12 protein-coding genes and 1 pseudogene are annotated in these 17,383 nt (G+C 45.8%); 6 read left to right on the forward strand and 7 right to left on the reverse strand.

All coding sequences use genetic code 11. From position 1 onward, the window contains the following. Positions 1 to 46: 46 nt before the first annotated feature. From NYE45_RS19580 to NYE45_RS19590, 3 genes are all read right to left on the reverse strand, one after another. Positions 47 to 1,282, reverse strand: coding sequence for an MFS transporter (locus NYE45_RS19580; RefSeq protein WP_340013680.1), 1,236 nt, complete (start codon positions 1,280 to 1,282; stop codon positions 47 to 49). Between the two features lie 81 nt (positions 1,283 to 1,363). After that, positions 1,364 to 1,972, reverse strand: coding sequence for a TetR family transcriptional regulator C-terminal domain-containing protein (locus NYE45_RS19585; protein ID WP_340013681.1), 609 nt, complete (start codon positions 1,970 to 1,972; stop codon positions 1,364 to 1,366). 133 nt (positions 1,973 to 2,105) lie between these two features. Further along, on the reverse strand, positions 2,106 to 2,906 hold the full coding sequence (locus tag NYE45_RS19590) for a lipid II flippase Amj family protein (protein ID WP_340013682.1): 801 nt from the start codon (positions 2,904 to 2,906) through the stop codon (positions 2,106 to 2,108). 390 nt (positions 2,907 to 3,296) lie between these two features. Here NYE45_RS19590 and NYE45_RS19595 point away from each other — a divergent pair, with 390 nt between their 5' ends. Continuing rightward, positions 3,297 to 3,767, forward strand: coding sequence for a DUF2188 domain-containing protein (locus tag NYE45_RS19595; RefSeq protein WP_340013683.1), 471 nt, complete (start codon positions 3,297 to 3,299; stop codon positions 3,765 to 3,767). Between the two features lie 116 nt (positions 3,768 to 3,883). On the opposite strand, the gene NYE45_RS19600 is transcribed toward NYE45_RS19595, so the two are convergent. Then, positions 3,884 to 4,618: a YitT family protein gene (locus NYE45_RS19600; RefSeq protein WP_340013684.1), complete on the reverse strand. Its 735-nt coding sequence runs from the start codon at positions 4,616 to 4,618 to the stop codon at positions 3,884 to 3,886. A 947-nt stretch (positions 4,619 to 5,565) separates the two neighbouring features. Here NYE45_RS19600 and NYE45_RS19605 point away from each other — a divergent pair. Further along, a complete protein-coding gene (locus NYE45_RS19605; RefSeq protein WP_340013685.1) occupies positions 5,566 to 6,603 on the forward strand; it encodes a nucleotide-binding protein in 1,038 nt (345 codons plus the stop codon). Then, the gene (locus tag NYE45_RS19610) at positions 6,600 to 6,833 is read left to right on the forward strand and encodes a hypothetical protein (RefSeq protein ID WP_017687536.1); all 234 of its coding nucleotides are present in this window, start codon (positions 6,600 to 6,602) and stop codon (positions 6,831 to 6,833) included. Before NYE45_RS19605 ends, NYE45_RS19610 begins: the two co-directional genes overlap by 4 nt. Before the next feature lie 592 nt (positions 6,834 to 7,425). Here NYE45_RS19610 and NYE45_RS19615 read toward each other — a convergent pair. Together NYE45_RS19615 and NYE45_RS19620 are read right to left on the reverse strand one after the other, a co-directional pair. Then, positions 7,426 to 8,025 carry an S-layer homology domain-containing protein gene (locus tag NYE45_RS19615; RefSeq protein WP_340013686.1) on the reverse strand — a complete coding sequence of 200 codons (600 nt, stop codon included), beginning with the start codon at positions 8,023 to 8,025 and terminating at the stop codon, positions 7,426 to 7,428. Positions 8,026 to 8,029: 4 nt separating this feature from the next. Beyond that, complete coding sequence (locus NYE45_RS19620; protein WP_340013687.1) at positions 8,030 to 10,990, reverse strand: InlB B-repeat-containing protein; 2,961 nt, start codon at positions 10,988 to 10,990, stop codon at positions 8,030 to 8,032. 452 nt (positions 10,991 to 11,442) lie between these two features. Here NYE45_RS19620 and NYE45_RS19625 point away from each other — a divergent pair, with 452 nt between their 5' ends. Together NYE45_RS19625 and cysK are read left to right on the forward strand one after the other, a co-directional pair. Beyond that, positions 11,443 to 11,829, forward strand: coding sequence for a hypothetical protein (locus NYE45_RS19625; protein ID WP_340013688.1), 387 nt, complete (start codon positions 11,443 to 11,445; stop codon positions 11,827 to 11,829). Positions 11,830 to 12,142: 313 nt separating this feature from the next. Further along, complete coding sequence (gene cysK, locus NYE45_RS19630) at positions 12,143 to 13,099, forward strand: cysteine synthase A (RefSeq protein WP_340013689.1); 957 nt, start codon at positions 12,143 to 12,145, stop codon at positions 13,097 to 13,099. 486 nt (positions 13,100 to 13,585) lie between these two features. Here cysK and NYE45_RS19635 read toward each other — a convergent pair whose 3' ends face one another. Continuing rightward, complete coding sequence (locus NYE45_RS19635) at positions 13,586 to 15,550, reverse strand: ATP-dependent DNA helicase (protein WP_340013690.1); 1,965 nt, start codon at positions 15,548 to 15,550, stop codon at positions 13,586 to 13,588. Between the two features lie 205 nt (positions 15,551 to 15,755). Between NYE45_RS19635 and NYE45_RS19640 the strand changes: the two are divergent. Then, positions 15,756 to 17,255: pseudogene (locus NYE45_RS19640) on the forward strand (catalase); the annotation flags it as partial. Positions 17,256 to 17,383 lie beyond the last annotated feature (128 nt).

The following is a 17,383-nucleotide window of genomic DNA, read 5'->3' on the forward strand; positions in this document are numbered from 1 at the left end:
TTCTTGTTTTACATAGACGAACTATTGTTGCACGAGAATGCATAGATTAGGTTTGGCTCGAAGAGATTTCCGAATTCAATGTACTAGCAGGAGCCGTCTGATCATTACGAAATTGAATTCGCATCGCTGGAACAATACCCAGGATCATCACGGTAACCGAGATTGCGTAGACGATAAAAATGGATGTGCTGTTCATCAGTACACCTGCCATGGAAGATCCAAGAAGCATAGTCCCTATGAATAAAGGTGTAATGGTGCCATTCACTCTCCCGATTATGTGCTCATCAATCCGGGTGACCAAATATGTGGAGATGATGACGTTGATAAATGCCAAACTGATTGAGCTCAAGAAGCTGATCAACAGGGTCAGCCAGAACCAACTGGATAACACTTCCCCCATCGTGGCTACAGCCAGACACAGCACACCTACGATTAGAGTTAAAGTCTGATTCAACTTGCCACTTACCGTAGCCGCAATACCTCCTCCAATCAATAAACCTAATCCGGATGCTCCAGACAGGAACTGTAACGATGTTGCTTCAAGTCCCAGACGTTCGGTGATCAGAAATATGCCAAGTGGGCTGATGAGACCCGCAGAAAGCCCTATACAGATGAATACCAGACTAAGCATTTTTAACGAGCGAGATCGAGCAACATATTGCCAGCCCTCTTTGATATCCGCTAATAATGAGGTATTTGTTTCCCGCTGCGTGGCGTCTTTAGGCAGAAATGTGAGTAGAAGCGCAGAGGTGAGGAATAGAATGAGTAATGCGTACATGGACGCCTGAATTCCCATTGCAGTGTATATAAACGTTCCGACGATTGGTCCGAGAATTAAAAACAACGATTGACCACTCTGTGTAATAGCAATTGCAGATTGCAAATGTTCTCCTTTTACATTTCGCTTTACAATCTTTAGAGAGGATGGCTGAGAAAACTGACTAACGATAGAGGATACAAACGTGGCTACGTATAGAATCTGCCAATACCCGGAAGATAAAACGCCAATAATCATGACAATAGACAATGCACTCAGAATATCCCCCAATATCATCGTACGTTTGGGATTCCAACGATCAGCAAGTGCACCGCCAATGATGGAGAAAACAAAAATCGGGGCATATTCAAGTACGGTAATCAGCGAAACAGCTATTGGACTTCCCTGAGTTCGATCCATCACATAATAGAGGATCGCCATATTTCGGATCCATATCGCCAGATTTTGCAGCAGATCAGACCCTGTCACGATTAAAAAAGCTTTGTTTCTAAACAATGTGTTCATTCGCCATCTCCTCTTTTAAACCGACTGTCCGGTTTATTAATGTTTAAAAAGAAAAACTGACGTTACATCAGCTTTTCATGGTTAACGTTGTTGAATGCCTGCCAGCAGACTGGCCATGCCTTTGTGGTAAATACGACGAATATCCGTCAGGTCCTTTTCGTAATAGAGCGTAGTCAATCCGCTAAACAGACCGTAGATAATGTGCATTACATCCTGTGGGTCATCCGGTTTTAACTCCCCGTCCTGCATCCCTTTAGCAATAATGGACTCATATGTCGCATATGGAATTCGAATCAGGGAAAGCATCTCATCAAGCATCTCCTGGCTGACGACCTGACCCGAGACAAACTCGTTAATCGCATGATTCAGGGGATTCGCCAAGTCATCTACGTAATGATCAGCAAGTCCGTATAGTTTATCTACAGCTGTCTCATACCCGGATTCTTTGACCAGCCAGGCATCCATCCAGTCTTCATTATTAAGCTTGATTAGGTACATAAATAGCTCTTCTTTGCTTTTGAAATGATAATAGATACTGCCTTTACTCCGATTGTTAATCGTACATATGTCTTCCATGGAAGTTGCACTATATCCCTTTTGGGCGAACAGTTCCTTGGTATTACGCGCAATGTCTTTCTTAATCTGGGCAACATCTTTTCTTCGTTTGACTTCGATTGGAAAAACCTCCATAAACTAAACCGACTATTCGGTCTAATATTATCACAGCACAAATACTCCGTCAATTCAATGTGCACAGGTACCCTCTAATTTACTTCAAAAGATATACAAGAGAGTACCTGATTACATTTCAGGAAAGAAGTTGTCACATCATACTTACAATCCAACCGATCCAATACGCAAATGGAATTAATAACAGCTGTGCCAACAGTGTGCCGAACAAACGGGATACGAGCATGCAGCCATAAATCTGATTCATGCGATCCAAACGAATCTCCCCACGTATTGATTTGTCACTGAGCAGAGAAATCCGCGGATCAATCAGGATAGTCAGCAATATGGTTGCTATTCCGTTAATCAGCCCTGTTGATTGGGATGCGGCTACAGCCTGCCCTGGATAAAGGTACGCTGCGTACAAGCTGGACAGGACACCCGTGGTGTAGATTGCGGTTACCGCTACATTCAGCATCATCAACCGTCTTGGCATCCCATGCTGTACCAATCGTTTGGCCATCTTCCAGGATGGCGGGGTGATGTAATACATGGCATTTCTAATCTTGCTTCGCTTCAGCATACCGCGGACCATTGCAGGGATGGAACCGGCTGCTTCAAAATGTACAACCATTCTCGAAGACAGCTTCACCATGGTTGGAAAACACAATATGGCTAATGCCGTTCCAATCGTTGCCGCACCCATTAACCAGTGTAGCTGTGCCGCAAAGTGTGGATTGGCTCCGCGTGTTGCGGTATCCACCAGATTACCTACCATTGGACCTTGGGCCATATTCGAGGTTCTAGAAACCAGCAGCAAGATACCCGCCAAAGAAATGGCCAGCGCGATTCTGCGGGTGCGTAAACCACCAAGGCGGAGCGCGTATGACAAGCTGTCTGCAGCATGAATCAGCATGGTGAATAGCATAGGGATTGCTAGGCTAAGACTAAACATATGTATGTACTCCTTTATATTCCTGTTATTGAACTTATTTCTTACATGGACAGCATTATACTCCTCTGGCTTGCAAAAGTATAGGAACGAGATCCTTTTATATAAGTTGAAATAAAGAATGTTTACACTGGACACTCCGATGACAGAACAACCTTCCCATCGCTGTTATCCCCAGATTTTTTGATTCCTTTTAGAAAGGGGTAAATCCGGGGATAAAGGCGAACACTTCGTTTCTTCAGGTTTTTTCTGTCCTCTCCGTTTCGTGTAAATGTTTATTTCAATTTATATAGATCATCGGTAAATGCACTTACGACCTCGGATGTTCATCGTTTATCCCTCTCCTCACAGGGTAATATACAACTAATCCATTATTGTACAGGAGGGGTTCATATGCCTTGGAACAAACAGGATTATCCGGTATCCATGAAGAACTTGGAACCACGTGTCAGACATAAAGCAATTGAAATTGCTAATGCTCTGCTTGATGACGGGTATGAGGAAGGACGCTCGATTGCCATAGCGACAGCTAAGGCGGAAGAATGGGATGAGAATCATCCCGCACCGGAAAGTTCGAAATCGGACTCCACATCTTCTTCTGAAAATTCCAACCCTAAAAAGTCATCTTCCACGGAGCGTCGTCATTCTGAGCCCGTATCTTCGTCCAAGAGTCATGACAACATCCATGTCGTGCCTACCGACTCTGGCTGGGCGATCAAGGAAGAAGGAAAGTCTAGCTATCTGTCCACATTTGATACTAAAGCTGAAGCTGTGGATGAAGCCAAAAAACTCAGTAGCAAACAGAATATTCGCGCGATTATCCATAATCAGGATGGTCAGATTGCTTCTTCGATCAAGTCTTGAAACATGAGCGAAAACAACAAAATCCCTTTTGCTGCTGAAGAGCAGTCAAAAGGGATTTTGTATGAACGTTAACCATCTAAACCCGATACAGGTTATGGTTGTTCTGAAACGTATGGTTAATGGGATACCCCTCTAGCCACCGTAGTCCGTTGTGAAACAGCAGCAGCGTTAACTGCCTTGGCTGCAGCCGATGGCATCGGCAATTTCACAGCTGAAGTCGTAACCACGGTTCCGCGAGCCGGAACACTAACGACGTACGTAATGACTTTGCTGGCGATCCATACGGCCAGAATCGTATATAAAGTTTCTTTTACCGGAAGAAAGAAAAGCGACAATCCCAATACAAAAGCATCACTGACAAAGAAAACTGTTCCCAGCTTCCATCCCTTCCAGCGGCTAACCAGCACAGCGAGAATATCGTCTCCGCCTGTCGCTCCACCGAATCGAAGCACGATCCCCGCGCCTACCCCTGTCAATACACCGGATAGAACTGCCGGAATCCACAGATTTCCGTTAAACGACATCACCAGTGTGGAGTATCGTTCAAAGCCGTCATAGAATAGGGAAAATGCACCGACGCCAAGCAATGCCTGAATCATGAATTTCCAGCCTTTAAGGAACCAGGCCAGAATCATGACCGGAATGTCCAGTAACAACATACCGATAGCAGGTGATAAGCCTGTTGCGTATTTTCCGAGCAGGGCCAGACCGACAAATCCGCCCTCCGATAAATGATTCTGAAAGTTAATGTGATAATAGGCAAAAGCTAAAATAAATGTACCGAGTAGCATAATGGCGAATTTGATCGCCTCTGTTTTAACGTGTTGTAAGGTTAACAATGTTCTCTTCATTCAGGTTCCCTCGCAGTTTGTAGGTTGGTTTTTTAGACCGACCGTACCCTGCAAAAGGTAAGCCTGGAAGAAATCATCGTGTACGTCCTTCGAATATTCATTCCAATCCCCTCTTTCGCAGAGTCAGCCGTTTTTTTGAAACCGGTTGGTGTACTCTACAAGGGGCGCTATGTGTATGAGAGATCGTAACGTTTCCAGATCGTCCTTGGGGAGATTGTCCTTCGGGAACTCATGGTATCCTGATCCTTTCTGTTCTGTTGTGGTTAGCTGTGCTTAGTTAAACTGAAAAATAACTACAATGCATAAGCTTGAACATTTAATTGTACACTTACCATTTCAACTGCAGTACCCTCTTTTGATCGCTGTTATCCCCGGATTTTTGGAATTCCATTTTCCCTCTGGGAAAATCCGGTGATAGCTTATGCTTCCGAAGCTTTCTTTCAGAAAGCTTTCAGCGAACGCTTCGCTTCTATAGATGGGTTCTGCACTCTTCGTTCCTGTGTAAATTGTAAATCCAACTTACAGCAGTTGCAAGTTCATTCAGTTTAAACACCAAAGCTAACTTGCTTGTTCTTCTATTATATAACACCAACGTGACCGGGTCTAAACAGCAGACCCATCAAAAACAGGCATAAAGCAGCCTCTGGACTGCTCCAGCAGTCATACGGCAACACCAGGATAAGCAATGCTTGCTAATGGTGCAACCTGCTCCTTTATTCTATGACCAAAGCTTCCAAAAATAACTGTCAGTCACCCAACTGTGACAAATCGGGGCCTTTTTTTATTTTCTTGCGCTTTTTAAAGGAATCATTTTCCCTTCGCACATACACTATAGCAAACGTAATCGGCTTTATTCTTTGTCCAGCTCAGACGTTTCCAGACTTACTCTGCTGTTTATGGTATAATATAACAATTGAATCCCACTACCGTTTAAGCGAGGCGGATTGATGAAAACGTTAAAGCCAAGAGTCTTTATTGGCTGCTCGCTGGAAGCGAAGCCGATTGCAGCCGCAGTACACGAAAACTTACGTTTTTCAGCCGAAGTTACCCCTTGGTACTCCGGAGTTTTTAATCCAAGCAGCTATACGATGGACGACCTGGAAACAGAAGTTCGTACGACAGACTTCGCCATTTTTATTTTTCATCCGGATGATATATCCAAAATTCGTGGGAAGTACTACGCGTCGGTCCGGGATAATACAATGCTTGAAATGGGTCTGTTTATGGGCCGTCTGGGACGAAAGCGTATTTTTTTCATTCTTCCTGAAGATATTACGGACATCAAGGACACAACCAAGGTCGAAGGATTGCGTATGCCTACAGATCTGCTGGGATTAAATCCACTTGTGTATGAAATCCGTTCTGACGGAAAGTGGGCACCAGCCGTGTCCGTGGCATGTTCCAAAATCGCAGACAGTATTGAGGAACAAGGACGCTGGAGTGATCCAGAATTGGAGAACATCATTGAGAAGCATAAACGCACTGAGGGAGAAGCAAGGTTACAACTGCTCAAGTTGCTGCGGTTCTTTAGGGAATTGCTGCGTACCCGCAAAGCAGATGCCAAGATGTTGGAGCGAATGAGCGATGCCCTGCGTACCGCCTTTGTCTCTCATCCTCCATTTGCCGTACGTGGCACAGCCATATACCGTACAGATGACAGTGGTTATATCGAGCAATTATGTGGTAATGTTGGAGAACCGGGAAGAAAGTATGACTTGTCCGCTAACGACAACAAACCACCGGATGATCCCAAGCGCATCCTGGTGATTGATTCTTACCGGGAAAACAAGATCAAGATCAATCTCTATGATGATTACCTTGAGAAAGAGTATCTGCTATGCTATCCTGTAGCCAAGAGGTATGTAATCACCGTTCACATTATTGGACATATTGAAGCGGATGAGGCGGTATTTCAGCAGATTGACCTACAGAATCGTCAACTGTTCAACGCCATCAACGATTTGTTAGGAGGCGAACCGGAATGAAACCGGAAACGAAAAAAATAAGCAAGCGCTGGGGCAGCGAAAAAAAGGTACGCCTCAGTTCTGCGCCCGAATCATCACGACCGGTTCCGGAACCCAAGGAAGAAGATCGTTTCCACAAGCCGGCCGTGCCGCTAACGACTATTGGACCCTCCCTGAAGGGCAAGGAAAGACCCTATAAGGTCATCCTTGAAAAAGAGGCGTTCTACGAAAAGCCTCAATATCTTGCTTAATTTCTGAACACATCATCAAGCCTGCCGCTGAATCGGCAGTATTCCATAGGCCCCGCCGCCCAAGGCAGGGGCTTTTTTGTTGCTCATTTTCAGTAAAAATAAGTTGCTTCTTCTCGTTGACTCGGCGTCATCGTGTTAAGGCAAGGCATCCTTGAATCATGATCGCAATTCATTGCAGTAATTCATTGCTTGTAATCACTTCTGTAGCAGACTGCATTGCATAAGGCTTATTTGGTTTATGGCCTTAGGTTTCCTGCAAAACCCATAAATTATACCTTATTTTGGAGCAGGCTTGTCCTGTTTGTTGCTTTCAACAAACTTTAGAAAACGAGGAATACTCGTAACAGCTCGGGTCTTTCCTACTACTTGCTATTTTCAATTATAATATAAGAACATATGTTCTGTAAATAAAAAAAGAAAAATATACTTTTCTAAAATTCATTTTTTGAAAAAATATTTTAACCTATAAGAACTTTAATAAGCGTTGATTAGACTTTAACTTCATCCACAAAAAAACAGGCAACGCATAACCCCGCGCTGCCTGTTTCATTAGTCATTATTTCGTAATTTCGTACTTATATGTTGGGGCTGTCTAAATCAGACCAGACTGTTGAAGCAATCTGCGTATAATTACAGCTGTTTCGGCACGAGTAATCGATTGATTCGGAGCAATGGTATCTTTTCCACGTCCGGATACCAGTCCGGTAGAGATACTGGATGCTACTGCTTCCTTCGCCCAACTCGCTACTTGCTCAGCGTCTGCGTAATAAGACCATTGCTGAACGTTTCCGGCAGGAGCAGCTGTTTCCATTCCAGTCACTGTCGTAGCTCGTACAATGAGCGCCATCGCTTCCTGACGAGTAATCTGTGCCTGTGGACGGAATGTTCCATCTTCATAACCTTCGATTAATCCATAGCTAGCCGCCGTGTTCACAGCACCTGCGTACCACTCGCTTCCACTCACGTCATTAAAGGAGTTAAGCTGTTCTCCAGGTTTTAATCCTAATCCACGTACCAGGATGGCAGCGAACTCTGCACGTGTAACTCCACGGTTCGGTTCAAATGTTCTGTCCGTAATGCCCTCGATAACCATACGTGAACCCATATCATTCACTTCTGTCTCAGCCCAGTGTTGAGCAACGTCAGTGAAGGTATGCGGGTGCCAGATAACGGCATACACACTGTTGGTCAAGCTATTAATCTGTGCATGGTATATCCCATTGACCTGTGTAATTTTTGTGGGTACATGTCACAGTTCCTTCTGCATCCACCACAACACCCGTGGTAATCTGGTTAGGATCAACGGTAGCTGGTAATGCAATTGTACGTGACACATAACTATTGAACTTATCCAGGCTCACGGATTTGCCATTCAAGATGGCTGTTACTTTGAAATCAACTGGTGATCCCAGAAGAGTAAATCCATTTTGCTGAGCTGCTGATTGTGCTGTCTGTATGACTGCTGCAGTCGGCTGCGAAATTTCAATATGCAGTTTGATGTTCTCCAAGGAATGGTCAGAATTCACACCAAGTTGCTGCGCGAGCTGCGCAATATTAACCTGCTGTGCAGGTAATGTGTAAGAGGCAATATCCGTTTGAAGCACCAATACGGCTTGTTTGTCAGCCATGAGTTTGACTGTCTGGCCCGTCAGTTCACCAATAATCTGATCTCCTTGCGCATTGCCTGTCACGGGAATCGTGACAATAGCCTTGTTGCCCTCGGTTTGAAGTTTTTGTGCAATGAGCGTTGCGTCCACTGCAAGGGTTACAACTTTTCGCCCGTTCACTTCAGTAGTAGTTAAGCTTCCAGCATTCTCGGCTTTACCGTTCACGAGTACTTTAGCATCTGTAGTTGGCTGATTTATGACGGGAGTAGTCACTGGTACACCTGCACTACTTCCACCAGAACCGGAACCCCCGGAGTTTCCATTGCCACCCGATCCGCCTGAACTATCACTATTGCGCTTGATGTTCAGCGTATATGTTTTCTTGCTTATTCCGTCCAATGCAGTTACTTCGATCGTAATTGTGTTCATACCACTGACTAATTGCACGACTGTACTGTTACCGCTGATACCATTAATTTTCACTGTGGCTCCCGTTTGATCGGGTTTAACGCTAATTTCAGTCGTGCTAACAGAACTGCTGACTGTCGCTTCATATATCTCTTCTTCCGGGCTGAATGTCGGAGATAAAGTGATCGAAGGTAGAGCTATTTCACTCAATTTGGCATTGGTGATGTCAATTCGATTAACGTTGAGTTTATAGTCGTTACTAGTGCCGTCCTCCGCCTGAACATTAATGTTTACAAGGTTTGACCCGTATACTAGATCCGTAACTGTGTATGTGTATATGCCATCCGTCACATTTTCATCTGTAGCGCCTGTTACGTGTACGACTTGTCCTTCATTTGCTTTACCTAGAGAGAAGTCTAAACTTGTCACGTCAGATTCAACATCTACGCGATAATCAAGCTCATCTGCAGAGAAAGCAGGTGTCAATTGACCCAAATTTACTGTCAGACTGGAAAGCGTTGCTGTCGATGATTTCCATTTCGCGTACAGTGTAATATTTTGCGTCAGACTCGTATTGAAATCAAAAGATTGAAGCAATTGGCTATCCTTATACCAGCCCGAGAACGTATATCCTGTTTTTTCTGGAGCATCAGGATTTACAGCTGAGCTATTGTAGTTCACCTTTTGATTGTCAATCTCGGTTCCGCCGTTAGATTCAAAACTAATATTTACATACAGTGGTTGCCACTGTGCATATAACGTAACATCACTATCATTCATGGAGAATGTATCTGCTGCGCTGTAGCTGCTTCTGCTACCATCTGCCGCTGTATTCCATCCCGTGAACTGGTAATCTTCTCTTGTCAATTCTCCCGTGTTGTCAAGCACGGTTACTGTTGCATCTTTTTGATATTTGTTGTTGTCTACGGGAACACTTCCAGTAATTGCACCATTAGCATTATAAGTCACTGAATGATCTGTAGATAGCGTCATGACAGTCAGTTTGTAATTTTTATTTCCGTCCGCATAAGCAACGTAGGGATTTCCATTTGGACCAAATGCCAGTGAAGTTTCATTGATTTGGTCAGCGGAAAATGGTTTTTCCCCAACCACAGTCCATTGAGATCCGTCTAGTTTCATCATTACACCCTGCGGCTCCATGCTCTCTTCCACACTATTCTTGAAAGCCGTGTAAGGCAGACCTTGTGGATCAAATGCTAGAGACATACTGTTTAATGTACCGGAGGAAAATCCAGGATTACCTACAATTCCCCACTGGGTGCCGTTAAACTTCATAACTGTAGCTTTAAAGCTATTGGCCCCATCCTCAAAAGCAACATATGGTCTATTATCTGGGCCAATTGCCAGGGATGGATAGGAGCCCGAGCCTAACGAAAACGCAGCATTACCCACATTCTTCCATGAACCCCCTGCATACTGCATGACAGTCAATTTATTATTATTTGTTGTATCTTCTTTGTAAGCAATATAAGGAATACCATTGGCGTCAAAAACCAATTTGGACATCTCTAGTGCACCGACTGTTGTAAAACCAGCTGGTCCAACGTTCTCCCACTGATTATTATTCCATTTTTTAACCGTCACTTTACTATTTGCAGCACGATCTTGATATGCAACATAGGGCGTATCATTAGGACCGAATGCCAGAGTAACGTAAAGCGCAGCTCCTGCCGATAATCCAGGCGTGCCAACGAACTCCCATTGATTTCCATTGAATTTCATTACGCTGGCCTTGCTTCCATTATCAGTATCCTGATAGGCTACGTATGGAGTATTCTGAGAATCAAATGCGAGCGAAGAAGTATAAATACCACCAGCAGAGAAGCCAGCAGGTCCGACAGATTGCCATGCTCCGGAAACGTATTTTAAAACCGTTGCTTTTTCGTTATTGCTTGCATCTTTAAATAAGGTGTACGGTGTCCCTTCGTTATCAAAAACTAAATCAATATTTTCCACTTTTCCTGATGAGAAGCCCCCCCCTCCTACATCTACCCATGTTCCACTTGCCGCATAAGCACGATCTACACTTAACGCTTGAAACCATGGAATTCCTCCAAAAATTAATGCAGCTACAATCAGCATGGTTATGACTTTTTTAAACCTCAGCAATCTTTTATTCACCACTATCACCCTTCCTTTCATCATATTAGATTTCCTGATCTTGTATCACCTTGCTCTGACCCCGTGTCAATCTTATAAATCTTCTTAAGAGCTACTCAACTACTAAGGCTCGTATATCCATCAAACGTACATCCGTTGAAATATGTATTTTTTAAATATTAGTACTCCTTTCAATGTGGTTTGAAATTTTAAAGGTAGTATAACGAGTTACTATAAACAAACTCTAAACACGGGGAGGACATTCTCCTTTTATGTTCTGTATTTCGACAAGGCGAAGTTGCCTGCGATCCTTATTCCACAAGGATTTTCATATAATTCAAACTGCCTTAAAGAGAAAATGTAAATATTTTCAGATTGAAACCTGCATGACTCAGGATTATGCTGAACATAACACAAATAGGAACATTTGTTCTTAATTAGAACGATATATTTATGGCTAAGGAAGTGAACATATGGCCGCCTCTTCCACTTCAGCCCCAACGCCTGCGGACGAAGATCATCGTCTGATTAAAGGTATGGTTGTGCGTACGCTTTTGCTGGATGTACTGGAACGGGATATTCAAACGCTGGATACACTGCTTCTGAAAATGCCCGAGGTCTATATTCTGTCGCTCACCCGCATTCAGAATGAAGTACTTAAGGAGATACTGGGACTGCGCAAACAGATGAGAGCCCGCGGTGTCAAAGTACTGGAAGAGAAACGGGAAGCCGAGGGTATCGAAACTCTGTATATGTGCCGGGGGTATTGGCAACGTTTCTACATGCTATGGACGTTCGCACGCAATGAAGTTAAAAAAGAACTCAGTCGGCATCTTCAGATGGACTTGGCACAGACCTGATGCAACTCTGACAATATTGAACCCGGGTATGCGAACCCCTTCTATTGTTCATCTAAATCAGATGGATCTGATCTACCTGCTTACCATCTAAGATTACGCTTGAATCCATTACAAAACCTCACTACCACTAATTGTTAATGTTCATTACTGCTTTAAGTGAGCCTTAGAATATCCATCCCCAGTAAAACAAGTTGACCACGGAAGGTTACGTTCATTAAGATGGAATAGAGATATCCAACCATTCTAATAAGTCATGAATTGATTTCAATCCGGATATGCTCTCAACGTCTTATCATTCAAGGAGCTGTACTTCATGGATTTGAATACCCATTCGATTAAACGAACACCCGCACATACAGGCATTGCCGCAGATGTGACCGAACTGATCGGCGAGACACCTGCTGTTAAACTGAACAGACTCACAGGCAGCAACTCCGCTGACGTATACGTGAAACTGGAATACTTTAACCCCAGCGGTAGCGTCAAAGACCGTGCCGCCTATAACCTGATCGTTCAGGCTGAACTTGCGGGCCACTTGCTCCCTGGTGCTACCATTATTGAACCAACCAGCGGCAATACTGGCATAGGTCTTGCGATGAATGCCGCCGCCAAAGGATATAAAGCCATTCTGATTATGCCGGACAACATGTCTAAGGAACGCATCAACATTCTGAAAGCCTATGGCGCAGATGTGGTGCTCACGCCTGCTGCGGAGCGGATGCCAGGTGCGATACGCAAAGCGAAAGAACTTCAGGCAGACATTCCGGGCAGCTTCATTCCGCAGCAATTCGAGAATCAGGCGAACCCGGACATTCACCGGGTCACGACGGCTCCCGAGATTATGCAGCAGATGGATGGCAAGCTGGACGCCTTCATCGCTACGGCTGGAACTGGCGGCACCATTACCGGGACGGGAGAAGAACTGCGCAAGCAGTTACCTGACATCCGCATCTATGCGGTGGAGCCCAAAGGTTCTCCGGTGTTGTCCGGTGGCGAGCCCGGACCACACAAGCTCGTCGGTACAAGTCCAGGGTTCATTCCGGACATCCTGAATACCGACGTGTGGGATGCCATCATCCAGGTGTCCGATGAGGAAGCACTGGATACGATGCGGCAGCTTGCTGCCCGGGAAGGGCTGTTGCTCGGCCCTTCCTCTGGCGCTTCGGTGTGGGCCTCCCTTCGCATCGCGAAGGAACTGGGGCCGGGGCACCGGGTGCTCTGCATTGCGCCGGATACCGGGGAACGGTATCTGAGCATGGGTATTTTTTAACACAGCAAAAATCTATACACATCAAAAAGGGGCTTCCATGTCCCAAAAGTCATGGCATGACAGAGGCCTTCCCTTATTAGCGCTCATTGGTCATTGCTTCTAATGAACCGAGCACACGCTATTCGCTCCTATTTGCGCAGGTCTGACGTGTAAGGAATCACAGCGACGTTATTCCTCCAAATTCGTCGATTTACAGGCTTAAAAGCTATTTTCGGCGGGATAACGTTACTGAGATTCGTTAGAATTCACATCTCTTTATTATCACTCTAATAAGGTGCGGTAGATTCGTTAGAATGTTGGAGCGATTGGTAGCGAGGGCGAGGGAAAATCCCCGAAAAAAGGGAAGCGAAGTACATTGAAGGAACCATCAAAACAAAAAAAAGCCCTTGCTCACTTACGGATGGTTGTATCCGCAGATAGCAAGAACTTATTTTGGCAAGAAACCTTATCATCAAAAATTAAGCAAGAACATTTAACCTAAGCTGGTTAGTGTGTCAGGGTTGTCCATTCCACACCTTCGGGAAGCAGGGCCGCAATGCGGTCTTTGGCTTCCTTTTTGGTATACAGCGATTCATCGAGAATGACCGCGGAACCGGAATCCGTGCTTGTCCGAATCAGACGTCCGAGACCTTGCTTCACACGCAAGAGCATATACGGAAGATCGATCTCTTCGTATGGGGCTGCCGACGCACTGCGTTTCGCATTGAAGACAGGGTCCTGTGGTGGATAAGGAAGTGACCAGATCATGACATTGGATAATGACGGACCTGGAACGTCCAGTCCTTCCCACAGATTGACGGAGCACAGCACACTCTCCTCATCCTGCTGGAACGCCGCGATCAGATCACTGATCTCCCGGTCGCCCTCATACATAAAGCGCAAACCTTCTACTTCAGGTACATGAACAATATCCTGCTTGAACGCACGCAGTTCTTCCATCGTACGGAACAGAATCAGCGCACGTCCTCCACTATCCTGAAGCATGGACACCGCGTCGCGCATGCGATTTTCATTTTCGGGATGACCCGGTATAGCTTCATCGGTAATTTTCATCTTCATTTTGTCCGCATAATCATATGGTGAAGCTACGGAGAAGGATACAAAATCATCAATGCCCAAGCTGTCCGCCACATAACGGAATGAACTATCCACAGATAACGTTGCAGAGGAGAACACGATTGGAATACCTGTGTTGAACACACGCTCGTTCAGCATTTCCTTCACGGTGCGCGGCATGATCGATAATGTCGTCTCGTCTTCACTCTCTTCCGCCCAGCAGATGTAGCCATCTTCCTTACGGAACAACGCAAGTGCAGACTGAATCATGTCCAGATGTTCTTCCACGACACGCATCTGGTACCCATCCAACGAGAACAATCCACTCTCAAATACCAATTCTTCGCCAATCGCATCCAGTACACTGGTCAGACGTTCAATCTCTCGCAGCAATGGCGGCTCTACCCGAACTTCTTTCCGTTCCGATCCAGGGATCGCCACCGTATACGTATCCAGCAACGCAAACAGTCGCTCACTGCTCTCAATCGCTTCATCCACACGCTCCGCCAGGGATTCACGAATCTCACCTTCAAGCAGACGAGTCACGAGTTCCTCAAAGATACGGTGTTTCAATTTGTAGCTCAGTGCGTTCAGGGCTGCTTCTTCCAACAAATGTCCTTCATCAAATACAACGGAGCTGTGATCAGGCAGCAGTGGCAGTTGTCCCTCGCGTTTGCGCGCATCATAGGTCCACACATGCTCCATGTAATAATCATGGGAACAGATGATGATGTCTTTGGAACGTCGGTAATGGTCACGCGACAGCGTCAGGCCGCAACGTTGACGTTTTGGACATACAAAACAATCCTGGAACGGGTCCCAGTTGATTTTATTCCACTGACGATCGTTCAGATGTGGATACTGTTTACGGTCACCATACGGATGGAAAGCCTGAAGTGTACCCGGCGTATTTACAAAATCCGGAAGGCTCTCATGCACTTCTTCAATAACAGGCGCATCCTCATCCGCAAATCGCATTGCACTTAATTTGTTCAAGCAAACGTATTGGTCCGGTGATTTGCCCAGACGTGCGTCCACTTCCAAGTCCAGATGTGCAGCCAGCTTCGCAATATCTCCGCCGGGCTTCACAAGCTGTTCAATCAAGGACTCATCGGCACAGGCAATCACCGCCGGTTTGCCCGTATAACGTGCATAACAGACCGCGTAGAGCAGATAGACTAACGTCTTGCCTGTTCCGACACCGGCCTCCGCCATAATGGTCTTTTTATCTCCATAGGCCCGTTCGAGCTGGTATGCCATAAAAATCTGTTCATCCCGTACCTCGAAGCCGGACTCTGGCAAAATATCGTAAAAAACATCGGCAACCCATTCCCCGAGACGGGATACAAAAGGTTCAGCCGGATCATATGCAAAAGGATAACGTTGTGTAGACAATCCTAGGTCAGCCTCCATTCTTAGACGCGGTCCTCTTTCATTTTCCGTTCAAAAAAGGCCGCAGGGCAAAAGTTAATTATCTCACGCGATGAAGCGGGTGACAAGCTTTTTTTACGAGATTATTTGCGAGGTTCAATGTATAGAACTAATTTTCAGGGAAAATATATACAGGAATCCACTTTAAGGAAAGGCGGTGCTCCACTCCATGAATCATCAGTCTTCACAACCAGAGCATTCCTCAGACAAATCAGCTGAGACATTAACGGATCGACAAGGGCATCCCATTACGGACAATCAGAATGTACGAACCGTTGGCAGCCGGGGACCGACTACGCTGGAGAACTATCATTTTCTCGAAAAGATTACTCACTTCGACCGCGAACGTATTCCGGAACGTGTGGTGCATGCCCGCGGCGCTGGCGCTCATGGCATATTTGAAGCGTATGGAACAGCCGGGAGTGAACCAGTATCGAAGTACACACGTGCACGTCTATTTCAGGAAAAAGGTAAACAAACGCCCGTGTTCGTTCGCTTCTCTACCGTTATACATGGTGGACATTCACCGGAGACACTGCGGGACCCGCGCGGATTTGCTGTAAAATTCTATACCGAAGATGGCAACTGGGATCTGGTGGGTAACAATCTGAAAATCTTTTTCATTCGTGACCCACTTAAATTCCCGGATATGGTACACGCCTTCAAGCCAGACCCGTTGACCAATGCACAGGATATGGAGCGGTTTTTCGACTTTGTATCACTAAGCCCTGAAGCTACCCATATGGTGACATTCCTCTTCTCTCCATGGGGCATTCCAGCGAATTATCGGCAGATGCAAGGGTCGGGTGTTAATACATACAAGTGGGTCAATCAGGAAGGCACAGGCGTACTCATCAAATACCACTGGGAACCGCTCAATCAAGGGATACGCAACCTGCTGCAAAAAGACGCAAGCGAGATTCAGGGACAGAATTTCAATCATGCGACATTGGATCTGTATCACGCTATTGAACAAGGGGAATATCCCGAATGGGAGCTGTGCGTTCAAGTGATGGAGGACGGCGAGCATCCAGAGTTGAATTTCGACCCGCTGGACCCGACCAAGTTGTGGCCGCAGGAGCAGTTTCCTTTTCTACCTGTTGGCAAAATGACGCTGAATCGTAATCCCGAGGATTATTTCAATGAAGTAGAGCAAGCGGCGTTTGGCACAGGTGTATTGGTGGACGGGCTGGATTTCTCAGATGACAAACTGCTGCAAGGACGGACTTTCTCCTATTCGGATACCCAGCGTCACCGGGTGGGTGCGAACTATCTGCAACTGCCTGTGAATGCATCGAAGAACCGCGTTGCCACGAATCAAAGCGGCGGGCAGATGCAGTATCAGGTGGATCGTGCACCGGGTCAGAATCCGCATGTGAATTACGAACCTTCGTCTCTTGGTGGCTTAAAGGAAGCACCCCCACGTGGCAAGGAACATGAACCACTGGTGGAAGGCCGACTTGTTCGTGAGAAGATTGAGCGTACCAATGACTTTGGACAAGCGGGTGATACGTACCGGGCTTTCGAAGATTGGGAGCGGAATGAGCTGATCAGCAACATGGTCGGCGCATTGGCACAATGCAAACCGGATATCCGGGAGCGCATGATCTCTTACTTCACCCAAGCGGATGCGGATTACGGTCGGCGCGTCTCTGAAGGGTTAACCTCTGTACCAACCGATGATAGTGCAACGGTCCAACCGAAACATGAACCAAGCGTGGAGCAAGCGAAGAAACAGAGTCGTGAGACGGACGGATATTAAAATAGCTGGACAGCGTTTGGATCGCTGAGTCTGAC

It is taken from the genome of Paenibacillus sp. FSL K6-1318, from assembly GCF_037976905.1.
GTDB classification, from domain to species: domain Bacteria; phylum Bacillota; class Bacilli; order Paenibacillales; family Paenibacillaceae; genus Paenibacillus; species Paenibacillus amylolyticus_A.